Origin of the sequence: Ferrimonas senticii DSM 18821 (assembly GCF_000422665.1) — a bacterium.
GTDB classification, from domain to species: domain Bacteria; phylum Pseudomonadota; class Gammaproteobacteria; order Enterobacterales; family Shewanellaceae; genus Ferrimonas; species Ferrimonas senticii.
Genome location: NZ_AUGM01000004.1, coordinates 163255 through 186348 on the forward strand (window position 1 = coordinate 163255; position 23094 = coordinate 186348).

19 protein-coding genes are annotated in these 23094 nt (G+C 53.6%); 11 read left to right on the forward strand and 8 right to left on the reverse strand.

What is annotated here, in order from left to right:
- Nucleotides 1-561: 561 nt before the first annotated feature.
- The 3 genes from G506_RS0104360 to G506_RS0104370 form a co-directional block, all read right to left on the reverse strand.
- Nucleotides 562-1173: a LysE family translocator gene (locus G506_RS0104360; RefSeq protein ID WP_028115809.1), complete on the reverse strand. Its 612-nt coding sequence runs from the start codon at nt 1171-1173 to the stop codon at nt 562-564.
- A gap of 240 nt (nt 1174-1413) precedes the next feature.
- The gene (locus tag G506_RS0104365; RefSeq protein ID WP_028115810.1) at nt 1414-2244 is read right to left on the reverse strand and encodes a CvfB family protein; all 831 of its coding nucleotides are present in this window, start codon (nt 2242-2244) and stop codon (nt 1414-1416) included.
- 54 nt (nt 2245-2298) lie between these two features.
- Nucleotides 2299-2991 (reverse strand): pseudouridine synthase, encoded by a 693-nt coding sequence (locus G506_RS0104370; protein WP_028115811.1) that lies wholly within the window; start codon nt 2989-2991, stop codon nt 2299-2301.
- Between the two features lie 148 nt (nt 2992-3139).
- Here G506_RS0104370 and epd point away from each other — a divergent pair, with 148 nt between their 5' ends.
- The 3 genes from epd to fba all read left to right on the forward strand — a co-directional run bounded on the left by epd (nt 3140) and on the right by fba (nt 6503).
- The gene (epd, locus tag G506_RS0104375) at nt 3140-4156 is read left to right on the forward strand and encodes an erythrose-4-phosphate dehydrogenase (RefSeq protein ID WP_028115812.1); all 1017 of its coding nucleotides are present in this window, start codon (nt 3140-3142) and stop codon (nt 4154-4156) included.
- A gap of 14 nt (nt 4157-4170) precedes the next feature.
- On the forward strand, nt 4171-5355 hold the full coding sequence (locus tag G506_RS0104380; RefSeq protein ID WP_028115813.1) for a phosphoglycerate kinase: 1185 nt from the start codon (nt 4171-4173) through the stop codon (nt 5353-5355).
- Between the two features lie 80 nt (nt 5356-5435).
- A complete protein-coding gene (gene fba / locus G506_RS0104385; protein WP_028115814.1) occupies nt 5436-6503 on the forward strand; it encodes a class II fructose-bisphosphate aldolase in 1068 nt (355 codons plus the stop codon).
- Between the two features lie 371 nt (nt 6504-6874).
- Here fba and G506_RS0104390 read toward each other — a convergent pair whose 3' ends face one another.
- Entirely contained in the window at nt 6875-7765 is an 891-nt protein-coding gene (locus tag G506_RS0104390) for a LysR family transcriptional regulator (protein WP_028115815.1), read from the reverse strand.
- Nucleotides 7766-7861: 96 nt separating this feature from the next.
- On the opposite strand from G506_RS0104390, the gene G506_RS0104395 reads away from it, so the two are divergent.
- Nucleotides 7862-8317, forward strand: a complete 456-nt coding sequence (locus G506_RS0104395) for a PACE efflux transporter (protein WP_240473383.1) — start codon at nt 7862-7864, stop codon at nt 8315-8317.
- Between the two features lie 263 nt (nt 8318-8580).
- Here the strand turns inward: G506_RS0104395 and ettA are convergent, their stop codons facing one another.
- On the reverse strand, nt 8581-10245 hold the full coding sequence (gene ettA, locus G506_RS0104400) for an energy-dependent translational throttle protein EttA (RefSeq protein ID WP_028115817.1): 1665 nt from the start codon (nt 10243-10245) through the stop codon (nt 8581-8583).
- Nucleotides 10246-10576: 331 nt separating this feature from the next.
- On the opposite strand from ettA, the gene G506_RS0104405 reads away from it, so the two are divergent.
- Nucleotides 10577-12844, forward strand: coding sequence for a TonB-dependent hemoglobin/transferrin/lactoferrin family receptor (locus tag G506_RS0104405; RefSeq protein ID WP_028115818.1), 2268 nt, complete (start codon nt 10577-10579; stop codon nt 12842-12844).
- Nucleotides 12845-13096: 252 nt separating this feature from the next.
- On the forward strand, nt 13097-14353 hold the full coding sequence (gene glyA / locus G506_RS0104410) for a serine hydroxymethyltransferase (protein ID WP_028115819.1): 1257 nt from the start codon (nt 13097-13099) through the stop codon (nt 14351-14353).
- Nucleotides 14354-14638: 285 nt separating this feature from the next.
- On the opposite strand, the gene arcC is transcribed toward glyA, so the two are convergent.
- The 3 genes from arcC to G506_RS0104425 form a co-directional block, all read right to left on the reverse strand.
- Nucleotides 14639-15580 carry a carbamate kinase gene (gene arcC, locus G506_RS0104415; RefSeq protein ID WP_028115820.1) on the reverse strand — a complete coding sequence of 314 codons (942 nt, stop codon included), beginning with the start codon at nt 15578-15580 and terminating at the stop codon, nt 14639-14641.
- Between the two features lie 39 nt (nt 15581-15619).
- Nucleotides 15620-16081 (reverse strand): transcriptional regulator ArgR, encoded by a 462-nt coding sequence (argR, locus tag G506_RS0104420; protein ID WP_028115821.1) that lies wholly within the window; start codon nt 16079-16081, stop codon nt 15620-15622.
- Nucleotides 16082-16160: 79 nt separating this feature from the next.
- Complete coding sequence (locus G506_RS0104425; protein ID WP_240473384.1) at nt 16161-17549, reverse strand: YfcC family protein; 1389 nt, start codon at nt 17547-17549, stop codon at nt 16161-16163.
- Between the two features lie 388 nt (nt 17550-17937).
- Between G506_RS0104425 and arcA the strand changes: the two genes are divergently transcribed.
- From arcA to G506_RS0104450, 5 genes are all read left to right on the forward strand, one after another.
- Nucleotides 17938-19161: an arginine deiminase gene (arcA, locus tag G506_RS0104430; protein WP_028115823.1), complete on the forward strand. Its 1224-nt coding sequence runs from the start codon at nt 17938-17940 to the stop codon at nt 19159-19161.
- 196 nt (nt 19162-19357) lie between these two features.
- Nucleotides 19358-20359, forward strand: a complete 1002-nt coding sequence (argF, locus tag G506_RS0104435) for an ornithine carbamoyltransferase (RefSeq protein ID WP_028115824.1) — start codon at nt 19358-19360, stop codon at nt 20357-20359.
- Nucleotides 20360-20842: 483 nt separating this feature from the next.
- Entirely contained in the window at nt 20843-21295 is a 453-nt protein-coding gene (nrdR, locus tag G506_RS0104440) for a transcriptional regulator NrdR (RefSeq protein ID WP_028115825.1), read from the forward strand.
- Nucleotides 21295-22410 carry a bifunctional diaminohydroxyphosphoribosylaminopyrimidine deaminase/5-amino-6-(5-phosphoribosylamino)uracil reductase RibD gene (gene ribD / locus G506_RS0104445; RefSeq protein WP_028115826.1) on the forward strand — a complete coding sequence of 372 codons (1116 nt, stop codon included), beginning with the start codon at nt 21295-21297 and terminating at the stop codon, nt 22408-22410. Before nrdR ends, ribD begins: the two co-directional genes overlap by 1 nt.
- Nucleotides 22411-22424: 14 nt before the next feature.
- Entirely contained in the window at nt 22425-23084 is a 660-nt protein-coding gene (locus G506_RS0104450) for a riboflavin synthase (RefSeq protein ID WP_028115827.1), read from the forward strand.
- Nucleotides 23085-23094 lie beyond the last annotated feature (10 nt).

The window sequence follows — 23094 nt, forward strand, 5'->3', positions numbered from 1 at the left end:
AAACTACCTCGCAGCATTGGTATCGGTGACGATGCATCCGCGCAGTGCCGAAAGGAGCAGCGCAAGGAGCGAAGGGATTTCGCCGTGTTGGAGGCTGTTGGGTGTGCAGAGGGCAACGCCCTTGCCCGCCGGAGGCAAGAGGCTATGGAATGCCAAGCTTTAAGAGCTCGATAGCTGAGGCCAATAACACGTCGAATCGTCGTTACCTGCGAGTGACGCATTAATTGGCTAGGCTACCGAGATTTCCGCGAACGTGTTCGCGGCTACGATCGAATCACTGACGGTTGCGCCAACGGGCTTTGGCCGACTCGCGGCGCTGAGCGGTGTGCTGCGTATTGAGGCCGGAGGCCATGGATGGCCGAAGTGCGCGGCTAAATCAGGGACGATGCATCAGCGCAGTGCCGAAAGGAGTAGCACAAGGAGCGAGGGGATTTCGCCGCGTTGGAGGCTTTTGGGATTGAAAAGGGTGAAACCCTTTCCCGCCGGAGGCAAACGGCTATGAAATGATGACTTTGCCAGTTACCAGTGACACGTCAATGGCAGAGGAAACCGGCGAAGCCATCACCCCAACCACAACCACACTCCAAGACCAATCATCACTAAGCCAGAGAGGCGATTAACCCGTTTAACGTTTTGCTGATTGAGCATCCGCCGTAGGCTGCTGCCGCCGCTGGCGTACAGGCTCATGCAGATAAATTCGCTGGCCAGAATGATCGCCAGCAGCGCGCCCATTTGCGGTGCTAACGCTTTGCTGTGATCCAGAAACGGCGGTAGCAGCGACACCATAAAGGCCCAGCCTTTCGGGTTGGCAATGGCGGTAACAAAGCCGCGGCCAAACAGGTTTTTGCGGTTGATGGCGGCGATCTCGGCATCCGAGGCCAGCTTGCCGCTGCTGCGCATCCCTTCAATGCCTAGGTAGATCAGGTAACCACCACCCAGCCACTTTAAGGCGGTAAACAGTTGCGGGGTGTTCAGCAGCAGCGCTGCGACACCAAAAGCGGCGGCAAGGGCGACGATGGCGACCCCCAGCAGTTCGCCGAGCATCATCGGCAGGGTCCGGCGAAAACCGATGGTCATCCCCAAACTCAGTGCCAGCATCATGCATAAGCCAGGGGTTACTGAAACTAAAAAGAAGGTGGGGATAAACAGGGCGAGGGTAGTGATATCAGGCATGGCTGCGGGGTAGTGGCTAGCGATTAGTTTTTAGTTATTAGACAAAAGCGAGCAGCTGTTAGGCGGTGCTCCTATATTGATACCGCTTACGCTGATAAGAGCAGCTCTTACTAACGACTGCAACCTAATAACTACTGGCTATCCAGAATCAATAAAAAGCCGAGAACAACGTGGCGGGATCGGCTCAGCACAAGGCCTCTGGCGATCCCGAGAACGGGTTCTCGGCTACGGCTAAGCGGCTTATTTCAGCTCGATACCATTGTCCAGAATGGTGATGCGGCCGGCTTTGTAGAGGCCACCGATGGCGCGCTTAAATACCGCTTTGGATACGCGGAAGGTGCGCTTGATGGTCTCTGGATCGGACTTATCGTGGATCGGGGCAAAGCCGCCCGGCTGCTTGTTCAGGTAACCGATGATGTGCTCTTGCAGTTGATCTGCTTGCTTGTGGGCTGGCGGTGCGATGCTTAGGTCGATGCCACCGTGCTCGCGCACCTTTTTAATAAAGCCCTGCATCTTCATCCCCGGCTTCAGCTCTTGGTGCACGCTGTCGAAGTAGATCAGGCCCCAGTGCTGATGGTTGATGATCGCTTTAAAGCCTAAGTCGGAGCGACCGGCGATCAGCAGATCCACCGCTTGGCCGTTGCGGTAGCTTGGCTCGCTGGTATTTAGCATGCGGTCGATCTTGGCGGTGGCGGCGATGCGATCGGTGTTGTCGATGTATAAGCCAACCACGTAGTAGCGACCTACCTCGAACGGCACTTTTTGCTGGCTGAACGGCACAAACAGATCTTTATCTAGACCCCAATCCAAGAACGCGCCGATGCGGTTCACTTGGGTGCACTTCAAGCTGGCAAACTGGCCAACTTGCGCTTTTGGGGTTTGGGTGGTGGCGATCAGCTGATCTTCCGAATCTAAAAAGATAAACACTTCCACCAGGTCGCCAATTTCGGTCTCTTTTGGTACCCATTTGTTTGGCAGTAGGATCTGCCCCAGATCGTCGCCATCAAGGTAAACGCCGAAGCCGACCTGCTTAACCACCTTTAAGGTGTTGTATTGACCAATCTGGACCATGGGAACTCCGAAACAAGAGAAAACAAAAGGGCGCCGAGTATATCCACTTTGGCGTTAAATTGCCGCGATTTCCGCAGCGGTTAATGGCCGATATTCACCGGCTTGTAAACGTCTATCCAGCACAATTGGCCCCATCGACTCACGATGCAGTGTCAGCACCGGATTACGAAAGCGGCCAAACATCCGTTTGATCTGATGATAGCGGCCTTCGTAGATGGTTAGCCGTGCCTGATGGCTGCTGAGCTGTTCAAGCTGGGCTGGGCTGGTGGTGATCCCCTCATATTCAAAATAGATCCCCTCGGCAAAGCGGCGGGCGGTATCGGGATCGATTGGATTAGCGAGGGTGACCAGATAGGTCTTTGGCTTCTTCAGTTGCGGCTCGGTAATTCGCCGCGACCACAAGCCGTCGTTGGTCAGTAGCAACAGCCCAGTGCTGGCTTTATCTAAGCGGCCGGCGATATGCAGTTCCTCCTGCCACGCTTGGGGTAGCAGCGAAACCGCAGTTGGATGCTTCGGATCGCTGGTGGCGCTAACCACCCCAGCGGGTTTATGCAGCATCAGATATAGCGCCGGTTTGCCCGCTTGCAGCAAGCGGCCGCCGGCGACCACTTTGGCAAAGCGGTCAACAGCAAACAGCGGGTTGGATTCGACCTTATCATTGACCCACACTTGGCCATCGTCGAGCAGTTTTAGGGCGGTGCGACGGCTCCAATCCCGTTGCTGGCAGATAAGTCGGTCTAATCGCATGATAGCTTACGCTCAAAATCTAACAAATAATCACAAAATTGCGTGATTTAAGGGCAAACATCCTAGCAGATCCGAGACTTAAGCTGGTGAGTTAGGCTAGAATGGCTGCCGTTTTCTTGGCCCCTCGAACACACAAGGCATTGGACGCATGACGCTACGGGTTGCAATCAACGGATATGGCCGCATTGGTCGATCAACGCTGCGCGCCTTGTATGAAAGTCAACGTCAGCAGCAATTGCAGATTGTGGCGATCAATGAACTGGCCAGTTCCGCCGGCATTGCCCACCTGACCCAGTTCGATACCACCCATGGCCGCTTTCATCTGCCGGTCGAGGCCGACGACGGTGAACTGCGGATCGGTACCGATCGCATCACCCTGTTAAGTCATGCCGATCCCCGCGATTGCCCTTGGCGCGAGCTTAATATCGATATGGTGTTTGAATGCACCGGTCGTTTGAATAGCGCCGAGGCGTGCCGAGCTCACCTTGAGGCGGGCGCCAAGCGGGTGCTGATCTCCCATCCGGCCGACAGTGCCGTAGACGCCACCGTGGTCTATGGGGTTAACCACAGCCAGTTAACCGGTACCGAAACCATCGTTTCCAACGCCTCGTGCACCACCAACTGCAGTGTGCCGGTATTGAAGTTGCTGGATGATGCCTTTGGCATTGAACGCGGCGCCATCACCACCATCCATTCGTCGATGCATGATCAACAGGTGATCGATGCCTATCACGACGATCTGCGTCGTACCCGCGCCGCCAGTCAATCGATCATTCCGGTGGATACCAAACTAGCTTTAGGGATTGAGCGGCTGTTGCCCCACCTGAAAGGCAAATTTGAAGCGATTGCAGTGCGGGTACCGACCACCAACGTTACCGCCATGGATCTGTCGTTAACCCTATCCAAGTGGGTTGATATTGCTCAGGTAAACCAACTGCTGCAGCAGGCCGCCGCTAACCAACCACAACTGCTTGGCTACACCGAAGCGCCGTTGGTGTCGGTGGATTTTAATCACGATCCACGCTCGGTGGTGATCGATGGCAGCCAAACCCGAGTGGCCGATGGTCATCTGGTTAAGTTGTTGCTGTGGTGCGACAACGAATGGGGCTTTGCCAACCGAATGCTCGATACCGCGTTAAGTTTGAACGCGGTGTCTAAGTCTTAGAAAAAGGGAATGTTATGACCATCTTAAAAATGACCGAACTGGATCTGACCGGCAAACGTGTGCTGATCCGTCAAGATCTGAACGTGCCAGTGAAAAACGGCCAGGTAACCTCCGACGCCCGTATTTTGGCGTCGTTGCCAACTATCGAACTGGCGCTCAAAGCCGGTGCCAGTGTGATGGTGATGTCGCACCTTGGTCGTCCAACCGAAGGTCTGGTGGAAGCGGAATATTCCCTGCAGCCGGTGGTGGATTACTTGGCGACCAAGCTCGATGTGCCAGTAACCTTGGCCACCGACTACCTGAATGGCGTTGAGGCCAAAGCCGGTGAACTGACGGTGCTGGAAAACGTTCGTTTTAACGTTGGTGAAGGCAAGGATGACGAGACTCTGTCTAAGGCCTACGCGGCGCTGTGCGACATCTACGTGATGGACGCCTTTGGTACCGCCCACCGTGCTCAAGCCTCAACCCACGGGGTTGGTCTGTACGCGCCAATCGCTTGCGCTGGCCCTTTGCTGGCGGGTGAACTGGAAGCGCTAGGCAAGGCGCTGGATAACCCAGCCCGGCCGCTGGTGGCGATTGTCGGTGGTTCTAAGGTGTCGACCAAGTTGACTGTACTGGAGTCACTGGCGACCAAAGTGGATCAGCTGGTGGTGGGTGGCGGGATCGCCAACACCTTTATTGCCGCTGCCGGTTTTCCGGTAGGCAAATCGCTGTATGAGGCGGATTTGGTGGCTGAGGCACAAAAGCTGACCGCCGCGGCGCAAGCTCGTGGTGGTGACATTCCAGTACCGACCGACGTGATCTGCGCCGATAAGTTTGCCGAAGACGCGACCGCGACCTTACGAGCGGTATCGGAAACTGGCAGCGAAGAGATGATCTTCGATATCGGTCCAGACAGTGCTGAGGCGTTGGCGGCGATCATTAAGGACGCCGGTACTATCGTCTGGAATGGCCCAGTAGGCGTATTCGAATTCGACCAGTTTGGTAACGGCACCGAGCGCATCGCCCGCGCCATTGCCGAATCCGAAGCGTTCTCTATCGCCGGCGGCGGCGATACGCTGGCGGCGGTAGATAAGTACGGCATCGCCGATCAGGTCTCTTACATCTCTACCGGTGGTGGCGCTTTCCTAGAGTTCTTGGAAGGCAAAACCTTGCCAGCGGTAGCGATGCTGACCAAGCGCGCCGAGCAGGCAAGCTAAAGCAAGCACAACAACCTAATTTAACGCGCTGGCGCTGGTGCCGGCGCGAGCTGTTTCAAATCAATCAGTGGAGCCCCAACATGGCCTTGATCTCCCTTCGTCAGCTGCTGGATCACGCAGCGGAATACAACTACGGCGTACCCGCCTTTAACGTCAACAACCTGGAGCAGATGCGCGCCATCATGCAGGCGGCAGAGCATACCAACTCGCCGGTTATCGTGCAGGCGTCTGCCGGTGCCCGTAAGTACGCTCGCCCACAGTTCCTGCGTTACCTGATGAATGCGGCGCTGGAGCAGTACCCAGATGTGCCAGTGTGTATCCACCAGGATCACGGCACCTCGCCAGACGTATGTCAGCGTTCTATCCAGATGGGCTTTAGCTCGGTAATGATGGACGGTTCTCTGCGTGAAGACGGCAAGACCCCAGCGGATTACGGTTACAACGTGACTGTTACCCAGCGTACCGTGGCATTTGCCCACGCTTGTGGTGTTTCTGTGGAAGGTGAAATCGGTTGTCTGGGTAGCCTAGAAACCGGCATGGCGGGCGAAGAAGATGGCGTTGGCGCCGAAGGCATTCTGAGCCACGATCAGCTGCTGACCGATCCAGAAGAAGCGGCCCGTTTCGTTGCCGCGACTAAGGTAGATGCGCTGGCAATCGCCATCGGTACCTCCCACGGTGCTTACAAGTTCTCTAAGAAGCCGACCGGTGAAGTGCTGCGTATGGATCGCATCAAAGAGATCCACGCTCGCATCCCAGATACCCACCTGGTAATGCACGGTTCCTCTTCCGTACCGCAAGAGTGGCTGCAGATCATCAACCAATACGGCGGCGAGATCCCAGAGACCTACGGCGTGCCAGTAGAAGAGATCGTAGAAGGCATCAAGTACGGCGTACGTAAGGTAAACATCGACACCGATCTGCGTTTGGCCTCTACCGGTGCGGTACGTCAGTTCCTGGCTCAAAACCCAGCGGAATTCGATCCACGTAAATTCCTGCAAGCGTCAATGAATGCCATGGCTGGCATTTGTACTGATCGCTTTGACGCCTTCGGCTGTGCTGGCCACGGCAGCAAGATCAAGCCACTGAGCCTGCAAGCGATGTACAAGCGCTACCAGACCGGTGAAATGGATCCAAAAGTACACATCTAATCGCTAACCGATTGAGATTACCCAACCCCGCCTCGGCGGGGTTTTTTGTGCCATTTATCCGCCATCAGTTGTTAGGTGTCAGTCACTAGTTAGCAGTTATTAGCTATCAGTTGATAGTAACCAGTAAGAGCCAGTGCCAAGCGCTGCCATCGATGTTCCACCGACCTACTAATCACTAAAAGCTGATAACTGCTTTTGGCTATCGAGCCAGTGCCAAGCGCTGCCATCGATGTTTCACCGACCGACTAATCACTAAAAGCTGATAACTGCTTTTGGTTATCGAGCTAGTGCCAAGCGCTGCCATCGATGTTCCGCTGACCGACTAACGACTAACGACCAACGACTAACCACTGATAACTGCTTTTGACTCTTTAAGACGGTTCTTCGATTAATAACCCTGCCAAGGCGTTCTCTAGCCACAGCAGCGCTGGCCCTTTTATGCTCCCTAACGCGGTCACCCGATCCACTGGGACGCTCCATTGCTGCAGATCAAAACGGATTGGCAGCGACATCAATCGCCCCTGAGCGATCGCCGGTTCGGCAATGTGGGCGGGCAGGTAACACCAGCCTAGCTGTTGTTGGGTTAATTCACTCATGGCGATGAAATCGTTGCACCACAACAACTTAGGGGAAATCGTTGGGCAGGTGCTGATGCCTTTGCCATCGATACTGCGCAGCAATAGTTGCCGATGGCTGCTGAGATCACCGCGACCAACACTGGTCAATTTGGCTAAGGGGTGCTCCGGGTGGGCGACCGTGGCAAACGGCAACTGGCCGATGTAACCCAACTCGACCCCAATCGGCATGCTGTGATCAATCAGCGTTAGGCCGATGTCACCACGTCCCTGGCGAATGTGCTGATTAATGGCATCGCTATTCTCCACGTGCAGTGACAGGGTAGTGGCACTGAACTGGGCACTAAATTCGGCGAGGATCTGATACAGCTTGGGCAGCAGCAACGCCGGATCCACCAGCAGTGCCAGGCTGGTTTCGGTATCGCTATTTAAGGTTAAGGCGGTGGCTTGCAGGTCTTGCGCTTGCAGCAATACTGCTTGCGCCTGTTGCAGCAGCAGTTGCCCTTGCGGGGTCAGGGTGGGTTTGCGGGTGCTGCGGTCAAACAGGGTTTGGTTGAGATCGATCTCAAGATTGGCGATCCCTTGGCTGATGGCCGATTGCGCTTTACCCAGCTTACGAGCGGCGGCGGAGAACGACCCTTGTTCGGCGCAGCAGACGAACATCTCCAGTTGATGCAGATTGATCATGGCATTTATCTATCAGTAAAGCTGATGGTTACTAACTTGGGTTAATCATAAATAACGATAAATTGGTCGTCATTCAATTTTGATTAGGAAACGCCAGTGACCACAACTGCTGCTCAACCCATTCCAATGAGCCGCCGTGAGCGCGTCGGCCACAGCCTGTTATTTGAAGTGATTGCGCTGCTGATTATGATTCCTGCGGGCAGTTACCTGACGTCGATGGACATGAGCAAGATGACCGGCGTGGCCATCGCCATGAGCTTGATCGCCATGACGGTTAACTATGGCTATAACCTGTGGTTTGACCGAGTGTTTGGTGAAGATCGTTTAAACCGCAGTTGGCAGATGCGCTTGGGCCATGGTATCGGCTTTGAAGTGAGCTTGATGGGCCTGATGTTGCCGCTGTTGATGTGGGCGACCGGCTTTGATTTCTGGACGGTGCTGATTCTGGATATCGGTATTGTGCTGTTCTTCTTTATCTACGCCATCGTATTTAACTACGGCTATGACCAAGTGCGGGCGCGGTTACTGAAAGACCGTCTGCAAATCGCCTAGTTTAATGTGTGGCTATCAGTTATTAGTTAATAGTTGTTAGTTATTAGTAAGAGCTAGAGCAGTGTCCTTGAGTTACCGCTGAGTAACTGATTACTAAAAACTCATAACTGCTCTTACTAATGCAAAAAACCGCAACCTTTCCGGCTGCGGTTTTGTGTTAATGCCGAGTTCGTTATCGGTATCCGCACCGCTAAAATTAAGCGTTATGCTGGATGCACTGATGAGCAACTAATTACTAAAAACTGCCCACCGTAGACTGAACCTTAGCTAATGCGCTTGTACTTAACGCGGCTTGGCTCGGTGATGTCGATGCCTTGCTCTTTCTTCATCCACTCGGCGTATTCTTGGAAGTTACCTTCGAAGAAGTTGTGCTTGCCTTCGTCGCGGTAGTCCAGAATGTGGGTCGCTACGCGGTCCAAGAACCAGCGATCGTGCGAGATCACCATGGCACAGCCTGGGAATTCCAGCAGCGCGTTTTCCAGTGCCCGCAGGGTTTCGATATCCAAGTCGTTGGTTGGTTCGTCAAGCAGTAGCAGGTTGCCGCCAGCTTGCAACAGCTTCGCTAAGTGCAGACGACCGCGCTCACCACCGGACAGCTCGCCAACGCGTTTTTGCTGATCCACGCCTTTAAAGTTAAAACGGGATACGTAAGCGCGGGAGTTAATCTCGAAGTTACCGATACGCAGGATATCTTGGTCGTTGGAGATCTCTTGGAATACGGTTTTGGAATCGTCCATGTTGTCACGGAACTGATCCACCGAGGCGATCTGCACGGTTTCACCCAAGGTGATGGAACCGGAATCTGGCTGCTCTTTGCCGGAGATCATCCGGAACAGGGTAGACTTACCAGCACCGTTAGAACCGATGATGCCAACGATGGCGCCTTTTGGAATCGAAAACGACAGATCGTCGATCAGCACGCGGCCATCGTACGACTTGGTCAGGTTGTTCACTTCCAGCACTTTGTCGCCCAGACGTGGCCCTGGCGGAATGAACAGCTCGTTGGTCTCGTTGCGCTTCTGGTAGTCGCTGGTGTTCAGCTCATCAAAGCGGGCCATACGCGCCTTGGACTTAGCCTGACGGCCTTTTGGATTCTGACGAACCCACTCCAGCTCTTTCTCGATCGACTTCTGGCGGGCTTTCTCTTGCGCCGCTTCTTGCTTCAGACGCTCGTCTTTCTGCTCCAGCCAAGAGGAGTAGTTGCCTTCCCATGGAATGCCTTCACCACGGTCCAGTTCTAGGATCCAGCCAGCGGCGTTATCCAAGAAGTAACGGTCGTGGGTAATCGCCACCACGGTGCCTGGGTATTCCACCAAGAAACGCTCCAGCCACGCTACGGATTCGGCATCCAAGTGGTTGGTTGGTTCGTCCAGCAGCAGCATGTCTGGCTTTTCCAGCAGCAGACGGCACAGTGCCACACGGCGGCGCTCACCACCGGAAAGGTTTTCAATCTTGGCGTCCCACGCTGGCAGACGCATCGCATCGGCCGCGCGCTCTAGGGCGTTTTCCAGATTGTGACCATCTTTGGCACTGATGATCGCTTCCAGTTGCCCTTGCTCTTTGGCCAGCGCGTCAAAATCCGCATCTGGCTCAGCGTAGGCGGCGTACACCTCGTCCAAACGCTTTAGCGCACCAGCCACGTCGGATACCGCTTCCTCGACCACTTCACGAACGGTCTTGGCCGGATCCAGTTTTGGCTCCTGCGGCAGGTAGCCAACGTTGATGCCAGGTTGTGGACGGGCTTCACCTTCGAATTCGGTGTCAACGCCGGCCATAATGCGCAGCAGGGTGGATTTACCGGCACCGTTCAAACCCAATACGCCGATTTTGGCGCCAGGGAAGAACGACAGGGAGATGTCTTTAAGGATGTGACGCTTTGGCGGGACCACCTTGCCAACGCGCAACATGCTGTAGATAAACTGAGCCATGGTTGTGCTTCTGCTTAAGTTACAAGAAAACCCCAATTTTACCGCAAATTTGCCGACTGCTGCTGGCCTTTTAGTGGATTGTTGCGCGCTCGCTGTAAAGGGTAAACAGCCAAGAAGTTCGGCTTTGGTGAATGACACTGCCAGTTTGCTAACAACTACCGCTAACTAGGTAAAAGTTGGTTGCTGCAAAGTAAAAATGAGAACTGCACCTCCGTTTTTAATAAACCCTGCTGTTACATTCCTGCGCGATTTTAATTCCACTAACTAAGAATTGTTAACGTTTGCCCGCTTTTTGTGCAGTGGTGAGCGTTCTTCCTACGAGTTTCACTCCATGAACATGCGTTTGAATGTTATCAGTGCTGCGGTTGCCGCAGCCTTGACCGCCCCTGTTGCACTGGCTGAGCAGGCCGCAATTGATCCCGCTTCGGCCAAAGCCAAGCAAGATGTCGAGGTTATCGTGGTATCCGGCTCTCGTTTGGAGCAGAACCTGCAAAACGTGGCTGGCTCAGTATCGGTGCTGACCGAAGAGGACATCGCCCGCAACATGAGTACTGACTTTGCCACCTTGTTCCGCACCGAAGCGGCAGTGGACGTTAAGGGTGGCGCTGGCAAATCGACCTCAGTAACCATTCGTGGCATCGGCGGCAACCGAGTGATGATGGTCAAAGACGGCGTGCGCGTGAACAACCAGTACGCTTCACCACTGGGTCCTGGCGCTGAAGGTACCGGCCGTGGTCTGACTGAAGTGGAAGGCCTAAAACAGGTGGAAGTGGTTAAGGCTGCAGCTTCGACCATCTACGGCTCTGATGCCCTTGGCGGCGTGGTGGTAATGCAAACCAAAGACGCCGAAGACTATCTGCTGGGCGCTGATCACTACGCTTCAGTTAACGCTGGCTACACTGGTCTGAACGACGAGTATGCGGCGGGTTTCACTGCCGCCGCAGCCTACAACGATTTTGAAAACCTGATCGCATACCAGCACCGCACTGGTGAAGAGCAGCAGAACTACGACAAAACCCTGCCAGATTCCGATCTAGTGACCGACAGCGTGCTGTTTAAGTCTAAGTACCACTTCAACGACGACACCAACCTGCAGCTGACCCTGGATTTTCTAGAGCAGAATCTAGAGCGTTGGGAAACCGATGTTGAAGGTACAAACCAGGCAAAGCATGAGTGGATCGATACTGATCGTACCACCAAGGTGTTTAATGGCTCGCTGCGTTTGCGCTCTGAGAAAGCCACGTTCATGCACGATAATCTCGACTTGGTGATGTATTTCGGTAGTACCAAGCAGGACGAGTGGCGTGATTACTACAAGCACGACAATGCACCTAAAGACACTTTGACGCAGACCCGTGATTACGGCTTTGAGGAGCAGCGTTACGGCTTTACTTCGACCTTTGCTAAATACATTGGTCACGATAGTTACGGCCATAACCTAACCTACGGCGTTGATATTGAGCAGTCAGAGATGAGCCGTCCGCGCCAATACAACCAAATTACTGATTGTAATGCGACTGGTGCATTCGGTAAGCCTAAATGCGGTATATCTAACCCGTTTGCCTTTGCAGACACCGAGAGCCTTCGTGTTGGGGCTTTTATTCAAGACGACATTACTCTGCTTGATGGTGATCTGAACCTGGTAATGGGCTTGCGTTACGACTACTTCCGCAACACTCCTGATATTCAGATGGCGGTTGATGCAGGTAAAGATGCTGAAAACTTTGCGCAGATGAGTGAAGGTTTCTGGTCGCCAAAGGTTGGTTTGGTTTATCAACTGACAGATGACGTTAATGTCTATGCGCAATACGCGTACGGATACAAAATGCCTACCCCTGACCAGAAATGGGGGGAGTTGGTCGTCGAAGCATTACCTGGGATGGTCGAGATTCAGATTAATCCAAATTACGATCTTGAGTCCGAATCTAGCCATACCTACGAAGTGGGTGTGCGTGGAAACCACGACAATACCAGTTATGAACTGACCGCTTTCTACATTAGTGCTTCAGATTACATCGATTGGGAATTTACCGGTTGTGAAGGTTTCTTGTGTGACATGGGACTGGGCAATCTTCAATACCGTTACATTAACCTGGATGAAGTCACAATGTATGGTGCAGAGATGCAAGCCAGCCATTGGATCACTGATGACCTAAAGGTGTGGGGTAATATTGCCTATACGCATGGTGAAGATGGTAACGGTGATTACCTCAATACCATTAGCCCGCTGAAAGGTAATGTTGGTGTTAACTACTTTGATGAGTTGATGGGCAAACCATTGGATGTTGCCTTAAATGTTCATTTTGCCGACCACATGAGCAGAACAACTGATTTGGCTTTGGTTGATGTTGATCCTACTGGGATGAACAAGGTGTTCAATACAGCCGGTTGGGCTACCGTCGACTTTACTGTTGGCGTTGAGATGACCGATAACCTGCAAGTTCGTGCAGGGGTATACAACTTGTTTGATAAAGAGTACGTCAACTACGCCGATGTGGCTTCCTTGTCTAAAGGATTGGTTAATGCACTTGGAAGCGAGGATGGTGACTTTACCCAACCTGGCCGTTACGCTGGCGTTAACCTGAAGTACACCTTCTAAGCCTATGCTTTAGTTTCTCTCAAAAACCGGACCTCGCGTCCGGTTTTTTGTGCCTGTTGCTGGGCGGGAACGTAGTAATCAGGGTAGGCCGTTATCAAAGTGGTGGCTGTCAGTTATCGCTACCACCAAGGGATTGGCTTTTGCCGACGGTTGGCTTGGGTTCAAAATTTCACCGCGTTACAATCCGGCCACTGTTCACGAGCGCTGCGCTGTCAAACAAGCAGCAGCGGATCAACGCCATGGAGTAATGGAATGCTGGAAAAGAACATGAACATTGCCGATTTCGATCCCGAATTGTGGGAAGCAATGGAAGCCGAGCGAGTGCGCCAAGAGCACCACATTGAGCTGATCGCTTCGGAAAACTACACCAGCCCACGGGTGCTGGAAGCCCAAGGTTCGCAGCTAACCAACAAGTACGCCGAAGGTTACCCAGACAAGCGTTACTACGGCGGTTGTGAACATGTGGATGTGGCGGAAAAACTGGCTATCTCCCGTGCTTGTGAACTGTTTGGCGCCAGCTATGCCAACGTTCAACCGCACTCTGGCTCGCAAGCCAATGCCGCGGTATTTATGGCGCTATTGCAGCCCGGCGATACCGTATTGGGGATGAGCTTGGCCCATGGGGGTCACCTGACCCACGGTGCGTCGGTGTCGTTCTCTGGCAAGATCTACAACGCGGTGCAGTACGGCATTACCCCTGATACTGGCGAAATCGATTACGCCGAGGTACGTAAGCTGGCGTTAGAGCATCAACCAAAGATGATCATCGCCGGTTTCTCGGCTTACTCTGGGGTTTTGGATTGGGCCAAGTTCCGCGAGATTGCTGACGAAGTTGGCGCCTACCTGTTTGTCGATATGGCCCACGTCGCCGGTTTGATTGCCGCCGACGTTTACCCGAATCCGCTGCCACACGCCCATGTGGTTACGACTACCACCCACAAGACCTTAGCTGGCCCGCGTGGCGGCTTGATTCTGTCTGCTTGCGGCGATGAAACCATCGAGAAAAAACTGAATTCCGCGGTATTCCCCGGTGGTCAGGGTGGCCCGCTGTGTCACGTGATTGCAGCTAAAGCGGTGGCCTTTAAAGAGGCGCTGCAGCCGGAATTTAAAACCTATCAGCAGCAGGTGGTGAAAAACGCCCAAGCGATGGCGTCGGTCTTTAAAGGTCGCGGCTACAAGATTGTCTCTGGCGGTACTCACAACCACCTATTCCTGCTGGATCTGATCGATAAAGATATCACCGGTAAAGACGCCGATGCCGCTCTTGGTCGCGCTAACATCACCGTCAATAAAAACTCGGTGCCAAACGATCCGCGCAGCCCATTTGTGACCTCCGGTTTGCGGATCGGTACCCCGGCATTAACCCGTCGCGGTATGGGTGAATCGGAAGCTCGCGAACTGACCGGTTGGATCTGCGATATTCTGGATAACTTCGGCAACGAAGCGGTTGAGCAACGCGTAAAAGCGCAGGTGTTGGAGTTGTGTCAGCGCTTCCCGGTGTACGCTTAACGCTCTGATGCAGAGAGCAGGAATTAGTTGGTAGTGGATAGTTAATAGCTAGTAGTTAATAGTTAATAGCCAGTAGTTAAGAGCGTTTAGTTGATAGTGGATAGTTAATAGCTAGTAGTTAATAGTATTTAGTTGATAGTGGGGTAGAGCCGGTTAACTACCCTGACTGACAACTGACAACTGACAACTGACAACTGACAACTGACAACTGACAACTGACAACATAACAAAGCCGGTCATTGCCAAGCAGTGACCGGCTTTGATGTTACTCAAGGTTATTGCCTGTTAGCTGGCGACCGCTGGTGCAACGGTTTCTCGGCTAACGTGGGTACCGGCGGTGCCCGCCATGATCTGCTCTGCTTTGGCGAGGGCGCCGATGTGACCAATACCACCGGTCTCGGCGGCGAAGCGACAGACTGCATCCACTTTGGGCCCCATCGAACCGGCGGCAAATTGATATTGGCTGATCTCTGCCACGCTTACCTGATGCAGTGGGGTGGCGTCACTCTGGCCCCAATTCAGCACCACATTGTCGGCGTCGGTCAGGATCAACAGATGCTCGGCGTGCAGTTGCTTGGCCAACAGCGCCGCCGCCAAGTCTTTATCCACCACCGCTTCAACGCCATTGATCTCATCGCCATCGCGAATAACTGGGCTGCCACCGCCGCCACAGCAGATGACGATCTCGCCCGCATCCAGCAGCTCTCGTACCGATTCTAATTCGATGATCCCCAACGGCTTAGGTGAGGGTACGACTCGGCGCCAATGGTCGCCGTCGGCTTTGATGGTCCAGTCGTTGGCTCGCGCCAGCGCCAGCGCTTGTTGGTGCTCGTAGATGGGGCCGATAAATTTATCGGGATTGGCGAATGCCGGATCGTCCTTGCTTACTTCAATTTGCGTCAAGATGGTGGCGATCTGCGCCTGCGGCATCGACCGCTTGAGCCCCTGCGCCAGTAGCAGGCCGATCATCCCTTGGGATTCGGCGCCCAGCACATCCAATGGGTAACTGGCGACTTCGGTGTAGGCCAAGTTTTGCAGGGCAATCAGCCCCACTTGTGGGCCATTGCCGTGGACGATCACCAATCGATACTGTTGCGATAGTGCCGCCAACGCCGAGGTGGTTTTGGCGATGTTGTCGCGTTGATTCGCGCAGGTCATGGCTTGGCCGCGCTGCAGCAGGGCATTGCCACCAATGGCAATGACGATCAAAGGTTTTTGCTGAGTCATGTCATTATCTCTACAACGGATAACACAGTGGGTAAACGGCTAGTGGAAGGCCAGCACGGTCTTGATGGTCTGATACAGCCGTTCGATTGAGGTATTGCGGGTCGGGGTAACAAACATGGTGTCGTCGCCAGCAACGCAGCCAAGAATGCCGTCGCCTCGGCCTAGAGAGTCCAACAGTCGTGCGACCACTTGGGCGCCGCCCGGGGTGGTTTTGATCACCACCAGATAATCGTTAAAGTCGATGTCCGACACTAAGCTGGCCAACGGCACATCAATTGCCGGTACTGCGATTTCACCTGGCACGCAGTAAACGGTCTCCTTTTTGGCGTTGCGGGTGCGCACCGCGCCGATGTTATTCAGGATCCGCGACACCTTGGACTGGCTGACGTCGTTGAATCCTTGGGCTTTTAGCGCCTCTACCATCTCTTGCTGATTATGAAAGTGCTGCTCGGCGAGCATCGCTTTAAACGCTTTGATCAATCCAACATCTTGAGTACGCATATCGTCTTCCTTGCTGGTGCGGCAAATCGGTTGCGGTTGTCGACTCTGCGGCGGCGACCACCGCAGAGTCACGGTGCGATTACAGGGCGGCGAGGCTTAAACAGACCATGGAGATCACCGCCAGTGCCAGCAGCAGTGGCGCGATAAACTTGATCCAGCGGACGATGGAGATCCGGCCGATGGCCAAGGCGGCAATCACCACCCCAGAGGTAGGGGTGATCAGGTTGACCCAACCAGAGGCGGATTGGTAAGCGGTGACGGCCAGATCACGACCTACCCCAGCAAAGTCCGCTAATGGCGCGATGATCGGCATCGAGAACACCGCCAGACCGGAAGTGGAAGGGATCAGGAACGATAGGATGATGTGAATGCCGTACATCAGGTTAACGAACAATACCGAGTTAACGTCCGCCAATACGGTTTCACCCCAGTGCAGAATGGTGCCGGAGATCATGCCGTTATCCATGATGATGCCAATGCCGCGGGCGATCCCCAGAACCAGCATTACCCCGAGCAGATCGCGGGTGCCATCGACAAACTTTTCGGCAAACTGCTCTTCGCTAAGGCCGCCAATCAAGGCCACCAGAATCGACGCCAACAGGAACAGCATCGACATCTCGTTCATCCACCAGCCGCCGTAGGCCACGCCCCACACCATAATCGCGAAAGTGGCACCAAAGATGGTCAGAATGATTTTGTGACGACCGGTAAATTCAAGCGTTTGCGCGTCTTTTTGATGTAAGAAGTGCTGCTCATTTTGCTGTTTCAGATCCGCCACGACTGACAGTTCTGGGTTTTGCCGCACCTTAGCGGCATAGCGCATAACAAAGGCGCAGGCGGTGACAAAGCTGAGTACCAGAATCACCAGGCGCAGCATCATGCCTTCGGTAAAGGGGATGCCGGAGGCGTCAGAGGCGATAACGGTGGCAAACGGGTTGATGGTGGAACCCAGCACGCCGATGCCAGAGCCGATCAGCACGATGGCGACGGCGGTGACCGCATCATAGCCTGCGGCGATCATCACCGGCAGCAGCAGAATGTAGAAGGGGATGGTCTCTTCGGCCATGCCATAGATGGTGCCACCAGCGGCAAAGCAGAGCATCAACGCTGGGATCATCAGATGTTCTTTGCCCTTTAGCTTAACCACCGCTCGGGCGATGCCGCTGTCGATGGCACCGGTGGCGGTGATCACCATCAGGTAGCCACCGATAAACAGAATAAATAGCCCTAAATCGATGGTTTTTTGGATGCCGATGATCGGCGCGCTGATGATATCGAGAAAGCCTTGGGGGTTGGCTTCGGTGGCCGCATAGGTACCGGCAACGGCGATCTCACGGCCGAGATCTTCATTCATGACCATCTCGTATTGCCCGGCAGGAACCACCCAGGTCATCGCCGCCATAAACGCAATAATTATAAAAAGAATGGTGTATGCAGAGGGTAACTTAAATCGACTGATTGCTTTCATCACATTATTTCCTAAATGAAAAACCAATGACGCGAAACTGAATCAAGAACGAACTTTTGGGCCGGGCTTCCGGTGATTTAAGTATTTCAAATTCGACTTGTTGAATTTAGTGATCTGGGTCACTTAATGGTTGTTTTGTGCATAATGAATAAAGCGTGAGTAAAACTGGGTAACCGACCATTTTTAACAATGGAACACCCGTTATTAGCAAATATTCAGTCGCTATGTCGGTCAACCCAACAAATATTCCGATGAAATCGTTGATTTAAGTCAATTCTGGCGACCATGGCAGCGCTACACTTGCCGACAACAGCGACAGACTCCAATAGCCGCAGTTAAATCAAATATTTCATTTATCTAAGCAGTTAATTCTGTAGCGAGGTTCAAAATGAAAGATCTGTATGTTGGTTCCGAAGTCGGTAAACTCCGCAAAGTGTTGCTTCATCGTCCGCAATTAAGTCTGAAACACCTAACTCCCAGTAACTTTGAAACGCTGTTGTTTGATGATGTGCTGCGCATCGATCAAGCCGGTGCCGAACATGATCGGTTTCAACAAGTACTGACCGAAAATGGCGTTGAGGTGTTGCTGCTAAACGACATGTTGGCGGAAACCTTTATCAGTGCCGAGGCGAAAAAATGGGTACTTGACCGGCAGATCAACCACTACCGATTTGGTGAAACCTTGGCGACCGAAGTACGTCAGTACCTGGAAAGCTTAAGCAACCCAGATTTAGCCGAATGCTTAACTGGCGGGCTGACGCTGGCGGAGATGGGCGCTTGCAGCAAAAGCATGACCTTGGGGCGTTTAAAGCCGACGGACTTCTTAATTGAACCGATCCCCAATCATCTGTTCACCCGCGATACCTCTTGCTGGATCTACGGTGGGGTGTCGATGAATCCGATGGCCAAACCGGCACGCAAGCGGGAAACCGTGCACCTGCGGGCGCTGTATCAGTTCCATCCGATGTTTAAAAATAAAGACTTTATCAACTACCTAAGTGACTGCGATTGCAATTACGATAACGCCACCATTGAGGGCGGCGATGTGCTGGTACTTGGCCGTGGTAACGTGCTAATTGGCATGTCAGAACGCACCACGCCGCAAGGGGTAGAGCAGCTATCACGGGCGCTGTTTAAAACCGGCCAAGCCAAAAAAGTGATCGCGCTAGAACTGCCTAAATCGCGCAGTTGTATGCACTTAGATACCGTCTTTACCCAGATGGATCTGGATTGCTTTACCTACTACCCAGAGATCATGCGCAATGACACCGATTGCTGGGAATTAACCATGAATAATCAGGAGCAGCTGGAAGCCAATCGAGTTCAAGGCTGCTTTACCGATGCTATCGCCAAGGCGCTGGATGTGCCGGAACTGCGACTGGTTCCCACCGGTGGCGACATCTTTGAAGCGGAGCGCGAGCAGTGGAATGACGCCAACAATGTATTAGCCATCGAGCCTGGGGTCGTGGTGACCTACGAGCGCAACGTCAACACCATCAAAAACATGGAACAGGCGGGCATCAAGGTGCTGACCATTCCGGGTGAAGAGTTGGGGCGTGGTCGAGGTGGTGCGCGCTGCATGAGCTGTCCAATTTCTCGCGATGATATTTAACCTGCAGTAATAAAGTTCACGGTTATTAAAATTTGAGTTGCGTAAGGCTATTCCAGAAAAAGCTACTGCATAATTAAGTTTGCTTAATCTTAGATGTATTAGGTTAGCGACTTGGAATTTTAATAATTAGGTTTCATTAAAATGTTTTTTCGAATGTGCTTCTGCTGTTGTTGCTGTCGGCAACTAAGGAATTATTATGTCTTTTAATTTGCGTAATCGAAACTTTTTGAAACTTTTGGATTTCCAACCGCAAGAGATTCAACATCTGTTGACCCTAAGTTTAGAATTAAAAAAAGCCAAATACGCCGGCTATGAAAAACCACGGCTAACCAATAAAAATATTGCGCTAATTTTTGAAAAAGATTCCACTCGCACCCGCTGTGCCTTTGAAGTGGCGGCGCTGGATCAAGGCGCCCATGTAACCTACATCGGCAGCGGCTCGCAGATGGGCCATAAAGAATCGGTTAAAGACACCGCGCGGGTGCTTGGCCGCTTCTACGATGGCATTGAGTTCCGTGGCTTCTCGCAACAGGCGGTGGAGGAGTTGGGACAATACGCCGGGGTGCCAGTATGGAATGGGTTAACCGACAAATGGCATCCAACCCAAATCTTGGCAGACTTTATGACGATGCTGGAACATGGCCAAGGTAAACAGCTGCAGCAGATAGCGTTTGCCTATCTAGGTGATGCCCGTAACAACATGGGTAATTCGTTGTTGGTCGGCGCGGCCAAGATGGGGATGGATATTCGCTTGGTGGCGCCCAAGCAGTTTTGGCCGGATCCCGAGTTGGTGGCCACCTGCCAACAGATCGCCCAACAAACTGGGGCGCGGATCATGTTGACCGAAGACACCAGTGAAGGGGTACAAGGGGTCGACTTCCTCTACACCGACGTGTGGGTGTCGATGGGCGAAAGCAAAGCGGCGTGGGTGGAACGGGTTGAATTGATGAAGCCTTATCAAGTCAACATGGACTTAGTGCGTCGCACCGGCAATCCCCAAGTTAAGTTTATGCACTGTTTGCCAGCGTTCCATAACGATGAAACCACCATCGGCAAAGAGATAGCCGAACAGTACGGCATGAAGGGACTGGAGGTCACCGAAGAGGTGTTTGAATCCGAGCATTCGATCGTCTTTGATGAAGCGGAAAACCGGATGCACACCATCAAAGCGGTGATGGTGGCGACCTTGGGTGATTGATTGGCGTCATCCGACTGCGGCGGGGATCGGTGATCCCCGCTTTTTTATAACTTAAGTCAGTGGCTGGTCCGCCACGGTTTGCTAGGGCGTGTTGACGTTTGGTATTCAGAATTTGGTCGAGGATAACGGTTGTCATTCGGGAATTGCGATTGAAGACCCTCTCTTCTGAAATCAAAATCAGGGCTCTACGTCGAAATCGTATGATGAAGAGTGACAGCCGCTAGTCCGCCCCTGAAAGGCGCACATAGTGACCTTTAACAGCGAAGTGAAAGTGCCAAATTCAATCTACTTTGAGGAACTGACGTTAATGGCGCAAAAATATATGGCAAAGGTCTACGCGCCCTCCACTTCCAGAGCATTAGGTGGCTCGCAAAATTGACTCGGAACTGGCTTTAATGCGGGCTTTTTGTGACCGATTGATTTCCGTCAATGACTAAAATTGGGTATTCTTGCGGGCAATTTCCCCATCGTTTCGGAGCTCCGATGCACTGCCCATTTTGTGCCGCAAGCGACACCAAGGTGATCGATTCCCGCCTCGTTGCCGACGGTCTGCAAGTGCGCCGTCGCCGCCAATGTTTAACCTGTAATGAACGCTACACCACCTTCGAAACGGCGGAGTTGGTGATGCCTCGGGTGATCAAACAAGATGGCGTTCGCCAACCCTTTGATGAAGACAAGCTGAGCCGCGGTATTCAACGGGCGTTAGAAAAGCGTCCGGTCGGTGCCGATGAGGTTGAACAGGCGATCAATCGGATCAAATCGGCGCTGCGCGCCACTGGTGAGCGCGAAGTCAGCTCAGAGCTGATTGGCAACTTGGTGATGGAACAGTTGCTGAACCTCGATAAAGTGGCCTACATCCGTTTTGCCTCGGTGTATCGTTCGTTCGATGACTTGGCCCAGTTTGGCGAAGTGATCGCCAGTTTGGACAAACGCTAATGACCTTTTCCAAGATTGACCAGCAGTACATGGCGTGGGCACTTAAGCTGGCGCAGCGGGGGCTGCTGACTACCCGTCCTAACCCTCGGGTTGGCTGCGTCATCGTTAATGATGGCGAAGTGGTCGGTGAAGGTGCGCATCTGAAAGCCGGTGAGCCCCATGCCGAAGTGCATGCGCTGCGCGCTGCTGGCGATCGCGCCCGTGGTGCCACCGCCTATGTCACTCTAGAGCCTTGCAGTCACTACGGCCGCACCCCGCCGTGCGCCGAAGCGTTGATCAACGCCGGTGTTGCTCGCGTGGTGGCGGCGATGGTCGATCCCAATCCACAAGTGGCCGGCCGCGGTTTGAAGATGCTCAGCGATGCGGGCATCGAGGTTAGCCACGGCTTACTGCAAGCCGATGCCGAAGCGCTTAATCCCGGTTTTATTAAGCGGATGCGTACCGGCTTTCCCTATGTTCGCATCAAACTGGCGTCCTCGGTTGATGGCCGCACTGCGCTCAGCAACGGCGAGTCGCAGTGGATCACCGGCGCCAAAGCCCGTGAAGATGTGCAGCGGCTGCGAGCCCGCTCCGATGCGATCATCACCGGGGCTGACTCAGTACTGATTGATAACCCGTCGATGAATGTTCGTCATGGTGAGCTGGGTCACTGGCAAAGCCGCATCGACTCGGCACAATTGCAGCAACCGCTGCGGGTGGTGATCGATGGCCGCAACCGCTTGGCGCCGCCATTAAAACTGACCGAGTGCGACGGCGATATTCTGCTGGCCAGCACCGCGCCCTACCAGTGCCAATGGCCGACCCAAGTCAGCCAATGGTGCAGTGCTCCGCGCGATGGCAAGGTCGATCTGATCCTGCTGATGATGGAACTGGGCAAACGTGGCATCAACGAGGTGCTGGTAGAAGCCGGGGCCAGCTTAGCGGCGGCCTTTATCTCGGCGCACCTGTGGGATGAGTTGGTGCTGTACCAAGCACCGAAGCTGATGGGCAACCCCGCTCGCGGCCTACTGGAACTGCCCGAATTTAGCCAGATGCACCAAACGGTGGATCTGCAATTTACTGATATTCGTCGAGTTGGTGCCGATCTGCGCCTGACCCTGACAAGCAAGCATTAAGAGATTACAAACAGGTGTTTACTGGGATCATTGAAGCCGTTGGCGAACTGCGCAAACTGGAGCGACGCGGTGGCGATCTGCGGGTAACCGTGGCCACTGGCAAATTGCCGCTGGCGGACGTACAACTGGGCGACTCCATCGCCACCAACGGCGTTTGTCTAACCGTTGTTAGCTTAGGTGGCGATCACTTTATCGCTGACGTCTCGGCGGAAACCCTCGACCTAACCAACTTCAGCCGTTTTAGTGTTGGCCACAAGGTCAACCTAGAACGGGCGGTGACGCCATCGACCCGACTCGGCGGTCACTTGGTTAGCGGCCACGTTGATGGCGTGGCGACCTGTGTCGCCCGCGAGGTTCGTGCTCGGGCGATTGAGTTCTGGCTGCAAGCGCCAGCCAATCTGGTGCGTTATCTGCCGCACAAAGGCTCGGTCACTATCGATGGCGTCAGCCTGACCCTGAACGAAATTGACGGTACTCGTTTCCGGCTAACCATCGTGCCGCACACCGCCAGCGAAACCACCCTGACCGATCTGAAAGTGGGCGACAGCGTTCACCTCGAGGTCGATCTGTTGGCGCGTTACCTCGAACAACTGCTGCTTGGCCGTGAACAAGCCGAGCCGCAATCCTCTGGTTTAACTTTTGAAACATTGGCCCGCAGCGGCTTCATCAAATAACAAGGAACAA